The 19,064-nt window shown below is 71.3% G+C and carries 22 protein-coding genes; 20 read left to right on the plus strand and 2 right to left on the minus strand.

Annotation, left to right across the window (positions count from 1 at the left end; genetic code table 11):
- The first annotated feature begins 7 nt into the window (after positions 1-7).
- From V1460_RS30425 to V1460_RS30520, 20 genes are all read left to right on the plus strand, one after another.
- Entirely contained in the window at positions 8-565 is a 558-nt protein-coding gene (locus V1460_RS30425) for a hypothetical protein (protein ID WP_338676805.1), read from the plus strand.
- Between the two features lie 123 nt (positions 566-688).
- The gene (locus V1460_RS30430) at positions 689-1,147 is read left to right on the plus strand and encodes a hypothetical protein (protein ID WP_338676806.1); all 459 of its coding nucleotides are present in this window, start codon (positions 689-691) and stop codon (positions 1,145-1,147) included.
- Entirely contained in the window at positions 1,144-2,331 is a 1,188-nt protein-coding gene (locus V1460_RS30435; protein ID WP_338676807.1) for a hypothetical protein, read from the plus strand. Before V1460_RS30430 ends, V1460_RS30435 begins: the two co-directional genes overlap by 4 nt.
- Before the next feature lie 78 nt (positions 2,332-2,409).
- A complete protein-coding gene (locus V1460_RS30440) occupies positions 2,410-3,582 on the plus strand; it encodes an MFS transporter (RefSeq protein WP_338676808.1) in 1,173 nt (390 codons plus the stop codon).
- Positions 3,583-3,636: 54 nt separating this feature from the next.
- A complete protein-coding gene (locus tag V1460_RS30445) occupies positions 3,637-4,134 on the plus strand; it encodes a hypothetical protein (RefSeq protein WP_338676809.1) in 498 nt (165 codons plus the stop codon).
- 100 nt (positions 4,135-4,234) lie between these two features.
- On the plus strand, positions 4,235-4,660 hold the full coding sequence (locus V1460_RS30450; protein ID WP_338676810.1) for a hypothetical protein: 426 nt from the start codon (positions 4,235-4,237) through the stop codon (positions 4,658-4,660).
- Positions 4,661-4,884: 224 nt separating this feature from the next.
- The gene (locus V1460_RS30455) at positions 4,885-5,640 is read left to right on the plus strand and encodes a hypothetical protein (protein WP_338676811.1); all 756 of its coding nucleotides are present in this window, start codon (positions 4,885-4,887) and stop codon (positions 5,638-5,640) included.
- A 126-nt stretch (positions 5,641-5,766) separates the two neighbouring features.
- Positions 5,767-6,174, plus strand: coding sequence for a hypothetical protein (locus V1460_RS30460; protein ID WP_338676812.1), 408 nt, complete (start codon positions 5,767-5,769; stop codon positions 6,172-6,174).
- Between the two features lie 52 nt (positions 6,175-6,226).
- Positions 6,227-6,424, plus strand: coding sequence for a hypothetical protein (locus V1460_RS30465; protein ID WP_338676813.1), 198 nt, complete (start codon positions 6,227-6,229; stop codon positions 6,422-6,424).
- Positions 6,425-6,446: 22 nt separating this feature from the next.
- Complete coding sequence (locus tag V1460_RS30470) at positions 6,447-6,830, plus strand: hypothetical protein (protein ID WP_338676814.1); 384 nt, start codon at positions 6,447-6,449, stop codon at positions 6,828-6,830.
- Positions 6,827-7,627, plus strand: a complete 801-nt coding sequence (locus V1460_RS30475) for a DUF317 domain-containing protein (RefSeq protein WP_338676815.1) — start codon at positions 6,827-6,829, stop codon at positions 7,625-7,627. Before V1460_RS30470 ends, V1460_RS30475 begins: the two co-directional genes overlap by 4 nt.
- A 35-nt stretch (positions 7,628-7,662) precedes the next feature.
- Entirely contained in the window at positions 7,663-7,989 is a 327-nt protein-coding gene (locus V1460_RS30480; RefSeq protein ID WP_338676816.1) for a hypothetical protein, read from the plus strand.
- A 2-nt stretch (positions 7,990-7,991) separates the two neighbouring features.
- Positions 7,992-8,798: a DUF317 domain-containing protein gene (locus tag V1460_RS30485; protein ID WP_338676817.1), complete on the plus strand. Its 807-nt coding sequence runs from the start codon at positions 7,992-7,994 to the stop codon at positions 8,796-8,798.
- A gap of 799 nt (positions 8,799-9,597) precedes the next feature.
- Entirely contained in the window at positions 9,598-11,382 is a 1,785-nt protein-coding gene (locus V1460_RS30490; RefSeq protein WP_338676818.1) for a TraM recognition domain-containing protein, read from the plus strand.
- Complete coding sequence (locus tag V1460_RS30495) at positions 11,379-11,939, plus strand: XF1762 family protein (RefSeq protein ID WP_338676819.1); 561 nt, start codon at positions 11,379-11,381, stop codon at positions 11,937-11,939. Before V1460_RS30490 ends, V1460_RS30495 begins: the two co-directional genes overlap by 4 nt.
- Positions 11,923-12,456, plus strand: coding sequence for a hypothetical protein (locus tag V1460_RS30500; RefSeq protein WP_338676820.1), 534 nt, complete (start codon positions 11,923-11,925; stop codon positions 12,454-12,456). Before V1460_RS30495 ends, V1460_RS30500 begins: the two co-directional genes overlap by 17 nt.
- Positions 12,457-12,561: 105 nt before the next feature.
- Complete coding sequence (locus V1460_RS30505; RefSeq protein ID WP_338676821.1) at positions 12,562-13,425, plus strand: hypothetical protein; 864 nt, start codon at positions 12,562-12,564, stop codon at positions 13,423-13,425.
- On the plus strand, positions 13,422-14,687 hold the full coding sequence (locus V1460_RS30510) for a DNA cytosine methyltransferase (RefSeq protein ID WP_338676822.1): 1,266 nt from the start codon (positions 13,422-13,424) through the stop codon (positions 14,685-14,687). Before V1460_RS30505 ends, V1460_RS30510 begins: the two co-directional genes overlap by 4 nt.
- Positions 14,687-15,790, plus strand: a complete 1,104-nt coding sequence (locus V1460_RS30515; RefSeq protein WP_338676823.1) for a DnaB-like helicase N-terminal domain-containing protein — start codon at positions 14,687-14,689, stop codon at positions 15,788-15,790. The genes V1460_RS30510 and V1460_RS30515 overlap by 1 nt, the downstream gene beginning before the upstream one ends.
- Positions 15,791-15,845: 55 nt before the next feature.
- On the plus strand, positions 15,846-17,210 hold the full coding sequence (locus V1460_RS30520) for a DUF317 domain-containing protein (RefSeq protein ID WP_338676824.1): 1,365 nt from the start codon (positions 15,846-15,848) through the stop codon (positions 17,208-17,210).
- Between the two features lie 162 nt (positions 17,211-17,372).
- On the opposite strand, the gene V1460_RS30525 is transcribed toward V1460_RS30520, so the two are convergent.
- The gene (locus V1460_RS30525) at positions 17,373-18,320 is read right to left on the minus strand and encodes a hypothetical protein (protein ID WP_338676825.1); all 948 of its coding nucleotides are present in this window, start codon (positions 18,318-18,320) and stop codon (positions 17,373-17,375) included.
- A 66-nt stretch (positions 18,321-18,386) separates the two neighbouring features.
- Positions 18,387-18,944 carry a 2'-5' RNA ligase family protein gene (locus tag V1460_RS30530; protein WP_338676826.1) on the minus strand — a complete coding sequence of 186 codons (558 nt, stop codon included), beginning with the start codon at positions 18,942-18,944 and terminating at the stop codon, positions 18,387-18,389.
- Positions 18,945-19,064 lie beyond the last annotated feature (120 nt).

Consider the following 19,064-nt stretch of genomic DNA (forward strand, 5'->3'; position numbering starts at 1 on the left):
CCGTTCCGTGATCGCCCGACCCACCGACACCGGCTACACCGGCATCCATGTCCAGCACGACGGGCATCCCAGCCACCACCTGCCGCTCCTGCTGACCGCCTACCAGTACCGCTTCGAACGGGACACCGAAGCACTGTCGCAGCACCTCATCGACGAGGTCCCCATCGCCTGGGCGGAGATCGGCACCGACCTCCTCGACGGCGCCCCGACCGCACTCCTCACCGCGCTGACCGGCGGCAAACGGTGGCCCAGCCGCACGATGGACAACGTCATCACCACCGACGGATCACCCCCGGTGCGCATGCTGGAGACCGAAATGTCCGTCGAGGACTCTGACACCGAATGGGTCTACGTCCTGCACCAGCACGGCATCGAAGTGATCAGCGCCCCGTACATGAGCGTCGGTGCCGTCGTGGACTGGGACACCGACCCGCGCTCCGCCTTCAGCGACCACCCCTTCCACTGGGCACCCGGCGCAGTCCCGGTGATCACCCCGAGGACCACCGAGCAAGCCGCACCCGCCGCGGCACCACCCGCTGCCACCGCGGCGCCTCGCGCCCGATGACGACACACCGCAGGTCAGTTGAGCACGCCAGAGACATATCGCGCACGTGGCCGCCCACGGCCCGGCTGCACATCGCGGCCACTGGCAGCCTCCGCCCCGACAACGTGAGGAGAATCCCACCCCTTGCAACCCGGCACCCATTTCGCCTTCGGCACCCACGAGATACACGGCTTCGTGGCCTCCTTCACCCCGGCCATGCCCGTCCACCTTGCCCACTGGTACCTGGATCGCGAGGAGTTCGAGCCCGTTCCCGGCACGCAGCCGCTCTTCCGGCTGAGGGCACCCGAGTACGACGGTCCGCGCCGAACCCGTCAAGCCGTCCACGATCTGCGCCGCCAGGGCTACACCGTGCACGCCGACATCGCCCTCGCCCCGTCCCCCTCGGCCGGCCCGCCACGCCTCGTCCGTCCCCACCGGGTCCCCGAGCACCGCGCCCGTCTCGCCCAGGCCGGCGCCGGTCGGACGACGCAACGCTTCACACCGCCGGCCGCCTCCCCACCAGCGGCACGGCCCATCCCGTCGAAGCCCACCTACCCTCCGACCGTCCACCTGACGGCGGCGGGCGGCGGGCGGTCCCGATGACGCCCGCGAGCAGTCCCATCCCCGGCGCCCCGGTGCTGCCCGAACTGGTCGACGGTGCACGTGACTTCCGGCTGCGGATGGCAGTCATCGACCGCGAGACCGAGTCCGCGCTGGACCTGACCCGCGACCGCTACGGCCGCACCGTCCACGCGGACGCGGCGGCAGCCGCCCGCGCCCACCGCAGCAAGGCGGCCGTCAAGGCATACACCACGCACCTCGCTCCGTACACCGACGCTCTGCTCGATGCCGCGCGCCGGGCGCTCGACGACCTATCGCCCGCCCGGCACCTGACCGGGTGGCGGAACGTACTGGACGCCCTCGCCACCTCCGCCGCCGAAATCCGCCGCGCCCTCGACCGCCCGACCGCCCCCGGCTCCGCGGCCGAACGCGCACAACACGCAGCCCTGTGGCCGCACCTGGCCGCCTGGGCAGACCACGGTGTGATCGCCGACCATCTCGCCGACCAGAACAAGCACCACCAGCACAAGGCCCCGCTGACCGACGAGGAACAGCGGATGTGGACCGAGAGGGCCCAGGCCGCGCAACGGCGCGGCGCGCTGGAGCGGACCGAGTCGTGGTACGCCGCCGACGGGCAGCCGATCACCCTCGCCCATCTGATCGAGGACGGCGACTCGACGGTCATCGCGCTGCAAGGCGACCCGGACGCGCCAGGCTGGTGGGTGATCGGGCACTTCGCCCACGAGTACGAGGCGGGGAAAGTACTGCCCGCTCCGGTCCCGCCCGGCGTGCTACGCCCGGACGCCTCCCGATACAACCGCCCCGAGCCCGTACCCGAGATGTCGCTGCAGGAACTCATCCGGAGTGTCGTCGAGGGCCAGAGTGCGGGTGACGCCTCCGAGGCCCTGCTGAGTGCCACCCAGCGCGGATACCACGCGGGCCCGATGGTCCGCCTCCAAGAACTCCTGGAAACGGGCGCCCAGTTCGCCGGTGCTTTGGAGACCGTGCAGGGCCGTCAGATCGCCGCCCGGCTCGCCGCGCTCGGCCGGCAGATCGAGTTCCTCACCCGTGAAGTCGAAGACGCGGCCGAAGAGCTCGGCGCGACCGTCGCCGTCCTGCCACCGCACCGCACCCCCGTGCCACGGGCCTACCCGCGTCCCGGCCTGACGACCACGCCCGCGCCCCCGCCGCCGCAGCGCACCCAACCCACCGCACACCGCCCGTAGCGGGCCACCACTCCCGGAAAGCACCCGTTGTCCCTGACCGCACCACCAGCCCCAGCGCCGCGCCCCACGTACGGCGCGGTGCTGGGCACTCCCCACGTCGGCCGCCTCCTCGGCGGCACTCTCCTGGGCCGGCTCCCCTCCGGCATGGCGCCCGTCGCCCTCGTCCTGTGGGCCATCAGCGCCGGTCACAGCATCGCCTTCGGCGGGCTGCTGTGCGCGCTGTACGGCCTCGCCTCCGCCCTGGCCCAACCGGTCAAGGGCCGCCTCATGGACCGCCACGGCCAATACGCCGTACACGTCCCGTGCGCGCTGCTCACGGCCGCCCTGCTGGCCACTCTCCCGCTCACGGGACTCTATGGCGGACCGGTCCTCGCCCTCGCTCTCGTCACCGCTGCCGGACTGACCACCCCGGCGCTGGAAGCCGGGTTGCGGTCCCTGTGGCCGAGCCTGATCCGCGACCGTCGGCTGCGGCACACCGCTCTCGCTCTCGACGCCGGGGCCCAGGGCCTGCTGTACATCGCCGGCCCGCTCCTCGCCGCCGCCCTCGCCTCCGCCTACAGCCCCGCCGCCGCTCTCGCCTGCACCGCCGCGCTCGGCCTCGTCGGCACCCTCACCGTCGCCACCGCACCGCCCTCACGCCACTGGCTCGCCACCCCGACCACCGCGGGCGGCGGTTCGGCACGACGACTGGCGAGCGGTCCGCTGATCGCGCTGTTCGTCGCGCTGAGCGGTATCGGGGCCGCGATCGGCGCCCTGAACGTGTGGGCCGTCGCCATGGCCGACACCCACCGCCAGGTCATGCTGTCCGGGCTGATCCCCGCAGTGTTCTCGACCGGGGTGTTCCTCGGCGGCCTCGTCTACGGCCACCGCACCTGGCCCGGCACCACCACCCGCCAACTCCACTGCGCAGTTACGGGTTTCCTGGCCGGATGGCTCCCGCTGCTCGCCGTGCCCGGCCCGCACGTGGCCGCTGTGGCGGTGTTGGTGCCCGGTGTGTTCCTCACCGTGGTCGTGGCCTGCGCCTACATGAGAACCGACGCCCTCACACCCACCGGCCGCACGAGCGAGGCGTACGCGTGGCTGATCCTCTCCATCGGCGTCGGACAGGCCGCCGGCACCGCCCTCGCCGGCCACCTCGCCGACCACCCTTGGGCCAGCGCCGCACTCCCCGCCATCGGCGCCGTCTTCGCCCTGACCGTCCTGCTCCTCGCCGCCCCGGCCAACGCGCCCGCCCGCCGCGACCACGCCTGAGCACGCGCTTCTCCCTGTCTTTTCCTTCTCCCACACCCCAGTTTGGAGACATTCATGGCTGTTCACACCCGATGGACTGTCGAGCACCAGTGCGGCCACGACGTGGTCCATGACCTGTCCGAACGGCCCGCCGATCGCCGTGCGAGTTTCGCTCGCTGGCTCGCCGGGCGCGACTGCACCGACTGCTGGAAGGCGGCGCGGGACGCCGACACGCAGTCCTCCAAGGAGTGGCTGGCCGCCAAGCGGGCGGCGGAGCAGCAGGCCGCGACCGAATGGACGACGAAGTTCGGCATGCCGCCGTTGGAGGGCTTTGAGAAGGCCCTCGGCTGGGGCGAGCGGTCCCGGCACCAGCTGATGACCGCCGCGTACACCGCGCTGGTCACCGAGGGCACCTGGGAGGAGGCGGACTGGGCTGCGCTGGAGGACAAGGCCCGCTCGATCACCCGCGCCGGATGGTGGATCGACCAACGCGACGCGGAGGCCACCGACCTGCTCGAACTCCTCGACTCGGCAACCGAAACGGACCGCGGAACGGAGAACCCGTTCCGCTGACGGCGGCGGAATATAGACGCACATCGCCGGTTAGCCAAACCGGCGATCCTGCGGACCATTGCTCCTCCCACCGCTCGTCTCACGTGGAAGGAACTTCCGCATGTCCCAGCCCCCGCTCGCCCCCGTCACCTCTCCCACCGCCGACCCGCTCACCCCCGACCGGGACATCACCCACGGCCACTTCCAAGCTGGCGACACGGTCGTCGTCCTCAAGGGCGTGGCCGGCGGTGAACTGTGGGGGGACGCGATGCGCGTGGTCACCCCGTCCTGGCACACCCCGACCGACGAGGACGGCTGGCGCCTGCGCGACGCCGCCGGAGGAGCCCAGACGTACGTCACCGGCCACCCCCGCTACCTCGTGCACCTCTCACGGCGCTGTCCGGACTGCCTGATCCACCTGCGCGCGATGGAGGACCACCTCCTGCGCACATACACCGGCCGTGACGAGGTGATCGACTGCGGCTGGTACACCACCACCGCCCTCGGCCAGCTGGTGCACATCGCCGACACACGCGGCGGACGGTAACCCTGGCCGCGCGCCGCCCCGAAACCACCGCCAACCCGGGCTCGCTCGCCGCCGTCCCGGCCACCGGCGCCCGGCACACTCCGCAGCCCAGCCGTCGCACACGCACCGAACACGCCCGGCAACGGGCGTGAACGCTCCGCAGCGTGCGCGTGCCCTCCGCCGCCGCGCTCCCGGTCCCGTCACCCGCAGCCCTGCGCCGCTGACCCCAAAACCCCAAGGACACCATGCACGACCACGACAACAACGCCGCCGAGCATCTCGGCTCCTACGCCGACATCCTCGCCGGCGAACTCCCCGGAACCTGGAGGAGCGCCCACCACCGGCACGAGACCTACCTGTCCGATATCGCCGACCGCGTCTGGGACCTGGACCTGATCGCCGATGCTCTCGCCGAACACCCACTCCGGCAAGCCGTCGTCCTGAGCCGCCCGGACGGAGCGCAGCTCGTCGTCCTCGACCGGCACGACGACCGTGCCGGATTCCTCGTTGCCGCCCTCGCCCTGCCCAGCCTGCCCGACGAGGCGTACCGCGATGTACCTGAGCCCAACGGCATCGCGCTCGCGGACGACCCGTTCCTGAGTGCCGAGCAGGTCGCCGGTGACCTGCTCGCCCGCTACGACACGGCGCTCGCCCAGGTCCGCCACAACGCGGCGGCCTGCATCCCCGCGTCCCAGCCGGACCGGGTCGTCATGGCCTGGCAGCCCGACGGCAGCCTCGCCACCGTGCCCGTCGGAGACGTGGCCGCCGCTGTCCTGGTGGCCAGCGGCTTCGTCCACGACCCGCACACCGGTATCCACCGCCTCAGCGGTGACGACACCCAGGCGCAGGCCCGCACGGTACGCAAGGCCGGCCGCCGGCTCGGCGAGCACGGGATCGCCACCGCGCTCCAGCACCCGTCAGGCCGTATCGCGCCCGCCGCCACCCCGGCCACCACGCCCGCACCGGCCAACACCCCTACCTCGGCCTCCAGGGCTCGATGACCAGACCGGGCGCGAGGGCCGGTCCACCACGCCGCACGCCGTGTGCAGCGGTCGGCGACCACCTCTCCGGCGTCGAACCGCACCCACCCCGCGTCATCCCGCCGCCGTCGACCTGGAGACAGCGACATGGCCAACCTGGCCGACGAATACGGCACGGACGTCGAGATCTACATCAAGGCCCTGACGACCACCATCCACGCCGACACCCCGACCGGCGCCCCCGCCCAGCTCCACGACCTGCTGGAACACCTCGGCCTGGAGCGCCACTCCTCCCCCGCGAACTCACCCATCTACATCTGGCACACCGTGCCCGAACACCTCGACGCCGACGAGCAGAAGCGCCTGGCGACCCGCGCTGTCCCCGCCCTGCTCCTGGCCGGATACGAGGTCAACTGCGCGCCCGAGGCTTTCGACGCAGCCGCCTACCGGCAGGCCGTGCACGACCTGCGCGCCCGAGCGGGGCGCCCTGCCGCGCGACGGCAGGCACCCGTCGGCTCCCCCTCGCGCGCAGCCCCGGCACGCCGCACCCCCTAAAGGCGCGGAAGCGGCCCCGGCACCACGCCGGGGCCGCCCACCACACCGAGACATGGAGAAACCCATAACACCCCGCGCACGCCCACCGATCAGCAAACCTTCGAGGCCCCACCTCGCCGCGGCCCTCTTCCGCCGCTACCTGCACGCACGCGTCCAGGTCGGCCCCGACCGCACCTCTCCGCCGGCCGCCGCGCGATCGGCGGTCATCCTCGCCGAGACGCAGCGCGTCGGCTACCGCCACCACCACTGACCGCCCACCGAACCGGAGGAGCATGCCCCACCCCGCCCCCCACCCGGTGAGGCTGGCCGACGAGATCACCCACCAGCTCGGTCAGCTCGCCGACCACCTCTCCCAGCTCCCCGCCGCCCAAGCCCTACAGGTCATCGCCCGCGTCCTCGACCCGGACACCGGAGTCCTCAGCGGCGTCACCCACCTCGTCGCCACCGGCAGCGTCTTCGCGAAGAACCAGGCAGAGCGAGGCACTCTCCCCGCGGAGGTGTGGCTCGCTCTGGGCCGCGCCGCGAACGAACTCCACACCATCGGGTGCGACCTCGACGAGCACACCGACACACTCACCGCCGCCACCCGCCCCGTGAACACCAACCCCGTCCCTTCGCCGGCCGCCGCGCCGCTTGTCGTACGGCGGCACCGATGAGCCGAAAGCAGTCCTCGGGCTGGGGCGGCAGCGAACCTGCCGAGCAGCACTACCTGGTCGAGCCGCGTCACCTGGCCGGCGGCGGGGACCTGCGGCACGTCACCGAATACCTGCGTGCCTCGGGCTGGAAGGACAAGTCGAGGACCGGCGGCCCCCTCGTCTTCGACAGCCCCGACGGAATCATTCGGGTCGGCTACAACCCCTTTGTTCAGCCCGGTGGCTGGACCATCCGCGGCAAGCAGACCGCGACCCGGCCCGGGTGGCACGCGGTACTCAGCCCGCAGACGCCGGTGGAGATCGTGGCCGGGTTCACCGACGCGCTCACCCGGCCGCGTTCCGCGCACGCACCCCACGTGTGGGCGCCGCTGGAGCAGAACCACTGGCAGACCCAGCGCGGGCAGCATGTCACCGCGATGAGCCCGGACGGCAACTGCTTTGTGCGGTTCCACCAGTCCGGTCCCGCCCAGGCGCACTGGTGGGCCGGGGCCCGCGACGAACACGGACGCACCTGGGACGCCACCTTCACCTCGACCACGCCGATGCACCTCGTCCAGGCGTTCACCACCGCCCTCGCGGACCCGCTGCCGGTAATGCGTCCCCGCGGCAATGTCCCGCCGACCCGGCAGGTCCGCACCACCTCCGTGTCCGTGCGCCCCAGTGAGCTCGCCGCGTGGCAGCAGGCCCGGATCACCGCCGCCCGCGCCGCCACCTGGGCACGCAACAGCACCCGACGCACCCGTCCGCGCACCACCGCCCGACCCCACACCACCGCCGGCAGCGCGCGAACCCGCCGCTGAACCGATACCCATCACCCTTGATCGAGGAGCCCCCCGTGCACGCACCCACCCCAGACGCCCTCCGGACCGCGGGTGAGACCCTCGCCCATCTCACCGAGTACCTCCGCGAGCGACCCGATCTCGACGAGGCACTCGACCTCGTCGAGCCGCTCCTGGACGAATACACCGGGCTGCCCATCCAGCTCGGCGAGGTCCTGCGCGCCCTCGCCCGCGTCGCACTCGACCATGCGACGGTCCGCACCCCCGAGTTCCACCGGCTGATCGCCGACCTGCGCGAGGCAGCGTGGGAGCAGACCGACCAGCACGCCCTCCACTACCAGCTCGACCGGCTGCGCTCGCTCCTGGCGACCGCGGAGGGCTGAACGTGCCCGTAAGCCGCAGGCAGCTCGCTCAGTTCGCCGACAAGCACGCCTGGCAGATCCCGTTCGACACCAGCCCCCGCCACCTCGCCGGCTCCGGCGACGCCCGCCACGTCACCCACGGCCTGGCCGCCGCCGGATGGAGCGCCGTCTCCGACCCGCTGAGTGCCGAGATCGTCATGGCAAGCCCTGACCTGCGCCACCGGCTCCAGTTCGACCCGCAGAGCCGCGCCTCGGCGTGGTGGCGGCTGCAGGCCGTTCCCACCCTCACCGAGCCGGGCTGGTATGCCGAGTTCGGCGAACTCGTGCCCGCCGAGGTCCTCGCCGCCTTCACCGACGCCCTGATCGCGCCGCCGCCACAGCAGCCGGCCCCGTGGCAGCCGCTGACCTCGGCAGGCTGGCACCGCGACGCCGACTCCGCGCGCTCGCCGGACTCCATGTGCCACGTCGAACTACGGCCGTTGAACGAATTCCACGACCGGCCGTCCTGGCACATCGAGACCAGCGGAGAGGCCCCCGGCCCGCGCATCTGGAACGCCTACCTCGACGAGCACACGCCCACACACCTGGTCGGTACGTTCCTCAGCGCTCTGGCCGACCCCGCACCGTTGCAGCGCCACATGTTCGACCGCACCGCCCACCACACCGCCGCAAAGACACGCAGCGCCATGACACCCGAGCAGGTCGTCGAAGCCCACACCCACCGCCTGGCCGCCCTGCGCACCCGAGCCCGTACCACCCGGCGCCGACAGCCAGCCGCCACCAGCCCCGCGCCGAGCCCGCAGCACGGCGCGCCGGTTGCCCGCCGCTGAACCGCGGTCGCGGCCGGGGGCCATGCCTCCCGGCCGCGACCTTCCGTGCCACCTGCCCCGTCCCCTGTGAAAGGACGTCCCCCATACGCCGATCCCCCCGTTCCCCGCGCGCCCTCCACGCGCAGCTCACCCAGTTCGTCCAGAGGGGCGAGGAGATCCTCGCCGCCTGGGACGCCTACTCCGAGGAGGCCACCGGACTCGACGGCTGGCCCTGCAACGAGCACGCCTACGGCATGCGCCAGAGCCGGCGCGACGCCGACACCGCCACGGCGTTCGAGCAGGTCCGCCCCGCCGCGCGCGCTCTGCTCGCCACCGCCCACACCCAGCTCGCCATCTTGCCCCGCCCGCTCGATACGAAGCACCTGGGTCTGGCAGTTGGCCACCCTCACCTACGCACTCGACCGACTCGACACCCTCAGCGAGGCGTGGGACGAGACCCGCACCGGTCTACTCGCCGGCACAGATGCCCGCAGTCCCGCATACGCGCCGACGCCGACGCCGAATACCACGCCGAGGCGTGGAGCTACCTGAACGACTGGGCCAGCCACGGCACTGCGCTCCGGGAAATCAACACCGCAGCCCGCCACACGTCCTCCGCCCTCGCCCCGGCTCCCACCAAGACAAGCACGCGTCCCCGACGCAAGGCACCGTGACGTCGCCGTCCCTGTGTTGCCCGAGCGCCCCCTATCCAGGAGCTTCCCCTGACCGAGCCCGAGTCCATGCTCGTCGACCAGGGCCTCGCCGGACCCGGCCGCCGCTCCCACTGACCCGCCACCCCCTTTGGAAACCGCCCCCCCCTTTGACCAATCCCCCCTCGAACTCCCACACCGGCAGCGACATCGGGTTCCGAATACTCCTCGGAACCCTCGCCGTAGCCGTCCCCCTCGCCCACCTCGCCTGGCTGGGCGGGAACATCACCGCCTCCCTTGCCGGCGGCCAGTGGGCGCCCTACCAGCCCACCCTCGCCCTGCTCCACCCCGACCAACTCTGGCCCGAAGCGGGGGACACCGCCCTCCTGATCGGCACCCGCATCGCGCCGACCGTCGTGTTCCTCACGCTCGCGGCCGTCGTCGGCATCCTGTGGACCCGCCGCAAGAACCACACCGGGAAAAAGAACATCGCCGGCATGGCCAAGGCGAAGGACATCGAGCCGCTACTGACGAAGGCGATCACCGCCAAAGCGCGCTCCCTGCGCCCGAGCCTGAAGAACACCAAACACATCGCGGCCCGCGACACCGGCATCCTGCTCGGCAACCTCCAAGGAACCAAACGCGAGGTCCGCATGGGGTATGAGGACGTCGCCGTCGCGATCATGGCTCCCCGCTCCGGCAAGACCACCTCGCTGGCGATCCCGTCCATACTCAACGCGCCCGGTCCGGTCCTGCTGACCTCGAACAAGGCCGCCGGGGATGCATTCACCGCCACCTACGACGCCCGTGCCCGCGGCGGGCAGGTGTGGTCGATGGATCCGCAGCAGATCGCCCACGTCGCACGCGAGATGTGGTGGAACCCGCTCGCCGACGCCAAGACCCTGGACGGCGCCGGGAGGTTGGCCGGGCACTTCCTCGCCGCGAGCGTGGACGCCTCGCAACAGGGTGACTTCTGGTCCAAGGCCGGATCCAACATCCTCGCCCAGCTGTTCCTCGCCGCGGCCCTGGACGAGCGGCCGATCACCGACGTCATGCAGTGGCTCGCGTTCCCCGCCGACCGCACCCCACTCGACATCCTGCGCGACCACAAGTTCACCGCCGTCGCCGCACAGTTGAAGGGCACCGTCGAGGGTCCGCCGGAAACCCGGGACGGTATCTACGAGACCGCCCGCCAGTACGCCGCCGCGCTGCTGAACAGCGAGATCGCTGCCTGGGTCACCCCGCAGCGAGGCGTGCCCGAGTTCACGCCGTCCGCGTTCGTCACCTCCACCGACACCCTGTTCCTGCTGTCCAAGGACGGCGGCGGCGGAGCCTCAGCCCTGATCGCCGCGTGCGCGGACTCCGTGATGCGCGCCGCGACCGCCCAGGCCGAACGCGCCGGTGGGCGCCTCGACCCGCCCATGCTCGCGATCCTCGACGAGGCCGCCAACGTCTGCAAGATCAGCGACCTTCCCGACCTGTACTCCCACTTGGGATCGCGCGGCATCATCCCCATCACAATCCTGCAGTCCTACCGGCAGGGCCAGAAGGTGTGGGGCGACGCGGGCATGGACGCCATGTGGTCCGCGAGCACAGTCAAGGTCATCGGCTCCGGCATTGACGACCCCGACTTCGCCGACAAACTCTCCCGCCTGATCGGCGACCACGACGTCGAAACCACGTCCACGTCGCACTCGGAGTCCGGCAAGAGCACCTCGGTGTCGATGCGGCAGGAGCGGATCCTGCCCGCCGACGCGATCCGCGCCCTGCCCAAGGGCAGCGCGCTCTGCCTGGCCACAGGTTTGCGGGTGGCGATGCTGGACCTGCGCCCCTGGTACCTGGAGCCCGGCGCGCAGGAACTGACCGCCGCGTCCGCTCGCGCGTCGAAGGCGATCACCACGCGTGCCATCGCGAAGCACACACGGAACCGGGACGACTTCGGGCCGACGGCATGAGCGAGGCGCACCTGCACCTGGTGCCGGTCCGCTCCCGTGAGGCGAAGGAGTTCGTCCGCGCCTGGCACCGGCACCACCCACCGCCCGCCGGGCAGATCTTCTCCGTCGGCGCAGCCGACGAGACCGGAACCCTGCGCGCGGTGGCCATCGTCGGCCGTCCCGTCGCACGCCACCTGGACGACGGCAGCACGCTCGAAGTCACCCGCACCACCAGCGACGGTGCGCCCATGGCGAACTCGCTGCTCTACGGAGCGGCATGGAGAGCGGCCAAAGCCCTCGGATACCGCCGGCTGATCACATACACCCAGGCTGGCGAGAGCGGAGCCTCGCTGCGCGGAGCCGGATGGCGTGTCCTCGCCCACCGCCCCGCGCGGCCGGGCTGGCACACACCGTCCCGGCCGCGGACCGACCGCGGCACCGCTCACATCGCCCGCACCCTGTGGCAAGCCCCTCTGACAGGACACCCCTCATCGACACCTACGAACCGTCCAACGCCGCAGCCACCAGCCGCGCTCGCTGAAGCGCCTTCTCGTCGAGGAGATGCCCACGTCCACTGACACACCCACCGCGCACGACTTCGCCCATGCGCTCGCCGACCAGATTCCCGGCGCCGCTCCCCGCGACGTCACCATGCATTTCGGCGTTAGACGCCAGGCCGCGGCCCGGCACCGCTACCGCTCCCGCGGCGGCCCCGTGACGGTCTACGCCCAAGCCCTGCACGCCCAGCTCTACGGACTGCCCACAGGCGACGAGCCCCTTCCCACCGCTCTCGACGCGCTACTGCAAGCCGCGCACGGCACCAGCAGTCCCGAACAGCAGACAGCGGTCCTGCAGCAGCTCACCGAACAACTGCGCAACGCCGCCGAGATCCTCGAATGGGCCCGCGACCACGCCCACCGGCGCGGGCTGCCCACCCCCACCTGGCAATGGCTGCGTGACGCCACGGACACCGCCCGCGACCTCGCCGACGGCCTCGACACGGTACGCCCCGCCTTCACCACACCCCGCACCCCCGCCACGACCCCGGCCCCGCCGGCACCCGCCGCGGCCCGCACCCCCACACCCCGCCGCTGACCGACCCACCCACCGGCAGCGCCCCGCCCACCGCAAGGACCCCCGATTTCCACCGACCCCGTATTCAGATCCATCTCGCTCGGCGCCGGAATTCAATCCAGCGCCATGCTCGCCCTGTCAGCCGAAGGCATTCTCCCCAAGGTCGACTACGCCATTTTCGCCGACACAGGATGGGAACCCAAAGCCGTATATTCGCATCTCGACCGCCTGGAGCGAGAGATAGCGAAACCGGCAGGCATCCCCATCCTGCGCGTCGCCTCCGGAAACATTCGAAGCGACGCATTGAACCCTGACCACCGATTCGCCAGCATGCCGCTCCACATTCTCAACCAGGACGGCAAGGCAGGAATGACCAGACGGCAATGCACAGGTGAATATAAGATCAAACCGATAAAGAAGAAGGTCCGCGAACTCCTCGGCTACCCTTATCCGACACGCATACCTAGGGTGGTGTTCGTGGAGCAGTGGGTTGGCATCTCCACCGATGAATTCCACCGCGCCAAGGACGCCGATGTGAAGTACATGCGCAACCGGCATCCTCTTCTTGACCTGGGCTGGAGCAGAGCGGACTGCGTCCGCTACCTCACGTCACTCGGGTTGGCTGACACACCGAAATCAAGCTGCCTCGGATGCCCTTTCCACGGAAATGCGCAGTGGAGGCATATCCGCGACCATTCGCCTGAGGAGTGGGCGGACGTTGTCGAATTCGACGCGGCCATCCGGCAGGGGAATGCCCGCGCCAACGCGTCGGGCAGCCGACTGCTCGGCGAGGCGTTCCTGCACCGCTCCCGCGTCCCGTTGAGTGAGGCGCCCATCGACCATGTCACCGCCGCCGAACGCAAAGCCCTGCAGGGCGAGCCGGCCGAAGCGTCGGAGTGGGAGAACGGTGTCGAGGACGGCTGCTCACCCTGGACGTGCCGCGGGGATACGGACGCGCTGACGCGGAATCATTTCGGGCTGGCTACTTGATACTCGACCTCTTCGCCGGCCCGGGGGGTTGGAGCCACTCGCTGAGCGTTCTCGGTGTGCGTGACGTCGGCCTGGAATGGGACGCGTGGGCCTGCAAGACCCGAGCGGCTGCCGGGCAGGTGACTATCCGGACCGATGTGGCGAGGTATCCGACGAGGCCGTTCCTCGGCCGCACACGCGGGTTGATCGCATCCCCGCCGTGTCAGGCGTGGTCGATGGCCGGCAAACGCCTCGGCCTGGTGGACCAGCCACTAGTCCACCAGGCGGTCGAAGATCTCGCCACCGGACGCGACACCCGCGAACGTCTGCTCACCGCCTGCCGGGACGAGCGCAGCCTGCTCGCCGCCGAGCCGATGCGCTACCTCCACGCGTTGAACAGCGTCGGCGAGCCGGAATGGGTCGCCATGGAGGAAGTGCCGGACGTCCTGCCGCTGTGGCGGCACTACGCGGCAGTGCTCCGGTCGTGGGGGTACTCGGTGTGGTGCGGCATTCTCAACGCCGCCGACTACGGGGTGCCGCAGACGAGGCGGCGGGCGATCCTGCTCGCCTCCCGCGTCCGCACAGCACAACCGCCTCCCCCGACGCATGCCCAAGTAACCGAACCGGATTCGCTGTTCGGACCGGGACGTACCCGCTGGGTCAGCATGGCCGAAGCACTCGGCTGGGGCGCCACCGACCGGCCCACGCCGACCGTCTGCGCCGGAGGAGGCCCCGGCGGCGGCCCGGAGCCGTTCCCCTCCGGCTCCCGCAAAATGTTGTCCGATGCCCGGGAGCGCGGGACCTGGACGCCGCGACCGGACGGTGCGGTCCTGCCATCGCGCCGACAACGAGCCAGCAGCGCGGTGCACCGCGGCACTGGTGACCGCCGCGGTGCCGGGGTATCGGCGTTTCCCACGGTGGGGCAGCGCTGGTCTTGGTCGCTGCGCAGCAACAACCAGGCCAACGCGACCGTCCGGTCGATCGAGGAGCCGGCGGGCACGCTGTTCTTCGGCCATCGCGCGAACGAGTGCACGTGGGTCGCCGAACCCGCCTCGGCACCATCGCACGGCACGGCGCCTGCGGCAGTGCCGGAGCCGATCCGGATCACTGCCCGCGAGGCCGGCATCCTGCAGTCCTTCCCCGCCGACTACCCCTGGGCGGGGAACAAGGGCCAGCGGTTCTCTCAGATCGGCAATGCCGTGCCCCCGCTGCTCGCCGGCCATCTGCTCGCCCCGCACCTCGGCAAGACCCTCAATCCCGCCGACTTCACCCTGGCCGCTTGATGCCCCATCCCCCGAGCCCGTACGACGATCCGGTCGACCTGCCGCCGCAGCCGCCGGTGCACTACGCCGAGCAGGCCCTCCTCGGCGCACTCCTCCTCGAACCCCACCGATCCGGCGACATTGCTGTGCACGCCGACCAGTTCGGCAATCACGCCCACGGCGCGCTGTTCGCGGCCATCCAGGCAGCACCGGCGTGCGGTGCGGAGACGCGCCGGTCCGATGTGGTCTGGCTGAACGCGGTGCTGGAAGCCGCCCGGCCCGAAGCCCCCGGGCTGAGCGTGTCCTACCTCCACGCCCTGGTCCAGGTCTGTCCCTCCCCTGGGCACGCCGCCGTTTACGCGCAGGTCATCCAGGCCGAGCACGCCCGCCGCCGCCTGCGTGAAGCCGCCCTGCGCCTCGCGCAGACCGCGCGGGACACCTCCCTGCCCCACCCGGTGCCCACCACCCTCGCCGAAGCCGACGCCCTCGCCGGCGTCGTGGACGACATCGCCGCCGCCTTCGCTCACGGCTCCGGGCCCCTGCCCCGCACCCCCACACCGCCCGCACCCGTCCGCGACGCCGAAGAAGCGGCCGAGGAAGAACGCCTGCTCCTCGCCACCGCCACCGCCAACCCGGCCGACATCGCCCAGATGCGGTGGCTGACCGGCGACGACTTCACCCACTCCCTGCATGCCGGACTGTGGCACTGCCTGACCGCCCTTGCCGGACGCCGTGCGCCCGTCGACCCCATCACCGTCGTCTGGGAAGCCCAGCAACGCGGTGTCCTGCACGACCACGATCCGCGAGACCTGCTCGGCTTCCTCGCCGCACCGGCCGAATCCGCACGGCACTTGGGTGGGCGCATCCTGCACCGCCGCATCCTGGACAGCGCCCACCGCACCGGCCGGCATATCGCCGCACTCACCGACGACCCGGCCACCACGCCCCCGCAGCTCGTGCTCGGCAGCCGACGCGCCCTCGCGGACCTGGCCGCTGTACGAACCCGCTGGCACCTCGCCACCGCACCACCGTCGGTCAGAGCCACACCCGGCCCGGCGACCGCCGCGCCCCGGGCCGGCCCGCCGCCCACCACAGCCCCGCCCCCCAGCCGCATCGCCCACTAACCCCGGCGCCCCCGCAGTCTGCCCCCGGTCGCCGGAGACAAGGAACTCCCGCTTCGTGACCACCCCTCACCTCGACGCACATGTCCGCCTCGACACCCACCCCACGCATCCCAGCGCCGTCACCGCCACCCTCACCGGCGCCAACCGCCTCGTCGCCCACCTCGCTCTGGAAGCCGCCGACTGGACCACCGTCGCCGACAACACCCTCGTCCTGGCCCGCATCGACCACGAAGAGCCCCACTGGGCCAAGGACGCAGCCCAGCACCTGTCCGACAGCGGCATCACCGTCGAGATCACACCGAGACTCCAGAAAGCCATGGACGAAGAATGGACCTGGGCGGAATACCCGATGCCGTGGTGCACCCGCAGCGAAATCCGCGAGGTCTCCGATCAGGCGCAGAAGATCCACGACGACATCCGCCGCGGCCAACTCCTCATCCACGCCCACGCCGACGACGGAAATACCACCGCCGCGGTCGGCACCTACCTCCACGGCGGCGAGAGCGTCCACCTGCACGGCGAGGACCACCTGCGCCAAGTCGCCGGCACCTTCGACTCCCCGGGCCAGGCCCTGCTCGCCTTCGAGAAGGCCCACGGAACCGGCATACGCCCCGGCCCGGCACCCCTGACCGCCACCGAACACGCAGCCATCGAAGCCCGCACGCCACTCAGCGCACCTCCCAAGCCCGAGCCGACCCCCGCCCTACCAGAGGCCGTCCCCGTGTACCTGGCCGACCCCGGCGACCACGACGCCGCCCTGGAACTCTTCCTCGACACACACAAGGACTGGCGGAAATGGCGTACCTGGTCGGACGACACCACCCATGCCGTCCACGAGAACCAGACCCTGCGCATCGAACGCGTACACGAGAGCGATCCCCGCGAGTACGCATGGACCATCGCCGCCTACGAGAATCCCGTGTCCGATCGCATATGGCACATGACGCTCACCGGCACGACTCCGGCACCCCTGCTCCAGACCCTGCTGGACAACCTCGCGGAAACAGATGTCTGGGAAACGTCCGTCGGCACCCCCGTCACCGAGAAGACCGTCACCCAGGCCACCCGCGCCCTCACCGACGCCGGCTGGCAGCACACCCTGGACGGACGCTGGATCCGCTGGAGGAACCACGACGGTGACGCCGGAGTCCAGTTCGACGCCTTCGCCGCCCAACGCACCTACAACACCCTCCCCACATGGACCCTGTGGGCCGGAAGCGACATCACCCACCCCCACTGGGCCATCCACGCCTCGCCCTACACACCCGCCCCTCTCCTCGCCCGCCTGACCGAAGAACTCGCCCACGGCAGCGGCACCCGCCAGCCCGCACCCAGCCCGCACCGGCAGACCCATCGGCACGCCGCACAACCCGCGGCAGCCATACCAGCCCCATCACCCCGGCCCGCCCGACACCGCTGACCCGGCATGCGCAGGCCGACAGGCACGATCCCGGTCCCGGCCGCAGGGCACCCCACCGACGGGGGACGGTGCCACCGCCACCATCACCAGAAACAGCCCGGGCCCCGCACCAGCACCGCCCAGCCACTCGCTCGCTCGCTCGCTGGAGATGAACCCCGGCGGTCAGCCCCGCTCGTCGATCAGACGCCCCACCTGCTGCAACACATCGTCACGGCCGACGAGGGGGAAGTCCCGTTCTCGCAGGAACACGTTCACCTTCCGTGGATCACTGTGCCGCAGCAGGTCCGTCGAGGCGACCACCAGTTCCGGGAACCGATGCGTCCCCTGGGCGGAAGGACGTACGCCTGTCGCCCGGGCGACCGCCATCCGCACCCGCGAAGCGTCAAGCTCCCAGTGAGCCGATACATGCCCCTGATCGCACACCAGGATCGCCTCAGGGCCATCGACGCGCACGCCGCTCACCCGGTCATCGTGTGGGCAGCGGCGGACCGGCCTGATGCTGTGGGCGGTCGCGATCTGGATCCGGTCGGACTCGATGATGAGCGGGCCGGGCGCGACGACCGGTGCGACCTTCTGCTCGCGGGCCTGATCCGGATAGCCGGCGAAGAACGCGGCCAGGCGTCCGGCCGCTCCCCGCATAGGGGACGGGCCAGGAGCGGGAGGCTCGATATCGTCAGCCAGCAGGCTCGCCCCCATGCGGCCTTTGTACTGGTCGCGGGCCGTGTTGAAGATGCTCCACAGCGGTGTGTTCCGCCCGCTCTCCCGGTCCCGGCCCTGCCCGGTCTCGGTCAGCGCCCGGTCGATCTCGCCGATGATCTGCGGCTCATGGTCTGCCGGGCCGTGGAAAGCCTCGACCAGCTCGGCGGCCGGTACGTCCCCGGGCACACGGTCCCCGGCGTACGTCCGGGCGAACAGCAGCAGGGACAGCGTGCACAGGTCGACAGACGCCCGGCTGCCCTGATCCCATCGCTGGTCGACAAGGAGCCGAGCCGCTTCATGAACCGCTGCGCCCCAGGCAGGCGGCGCCGAGGAGGGGAGCAGCAGGCTCATCTCCAGGTCGAGGTCGTATGCGCTCGGTTGACCGGACTCCACCGCCAGGACGTCAGACATGGTGCCCATCCTGCCCGGTAACTGCCGGGCTGCGAAGGGGAACCCGCCACGCCTCTGTTCCAGTCGTCATCGGGGCCGGTGGCCGAGGGGGATCTCGGCTACCGGCTCCCATGACATGCGCCACCCGCCGATGTCGTCGGCGAAGGCCCATGTCACGTCCAGCAGGTGCACCCGGTCGACGTGCAGGGGCACCTGCCTCGGCGTGATCTCGTTGCGCAGCGGCCCGTTGAGCCGGTCGGAGGAGGTGTCCCGGTAGCTGTACCCGAGGGAGAGGTGAGGCCGGCCGCCCGAATGCAGCAGCGCGCCCTCCCCCCTGGATTTCCGGATCGCCGCGCGGACCCGCTCGATCAGCGCGAGGACCTCCGCGTCGGGCCACACGTCGACCACCACGCCGGCGATGTTGCTGAACGGGTGGCCGACCTGAGTGGTGAACGGCTCGACATCGGCGAGTTCGGTCGCGAGCGCGTCCACCACCTGTCCCAGGGCTGGCCGGTCGTAGTCGGCGGACGGGGCGTCGGCCAGCATCTCCAGCGTCATGTGCAGCAGCCCCGCACCATCCTCCGCGCCCGAGTACTGCGGGTCGATCGGATAGCCCGCCATCAGCGGCCCACAGGCCCGAGCCATCGCGAGGAACCCGTCATCGACTCCCGCACGAGGCAAGGCATAGACATGAAGCACCCCCACCCCACTGGGCCACGGACGCCCCCGAAAACGCGGCACGAACTTCTCCACCGACTGCCCCCT

Source organism: Streptomyces sp. SCSIO 30461 (assembly GCF_037023745.1).
In the GTDB taxonomy this organism is placed as follows: Bacteria; Actinomycetota; Actinomycetes; order Streptomycetales; family Streptomycetaceae; genus Streptomyces.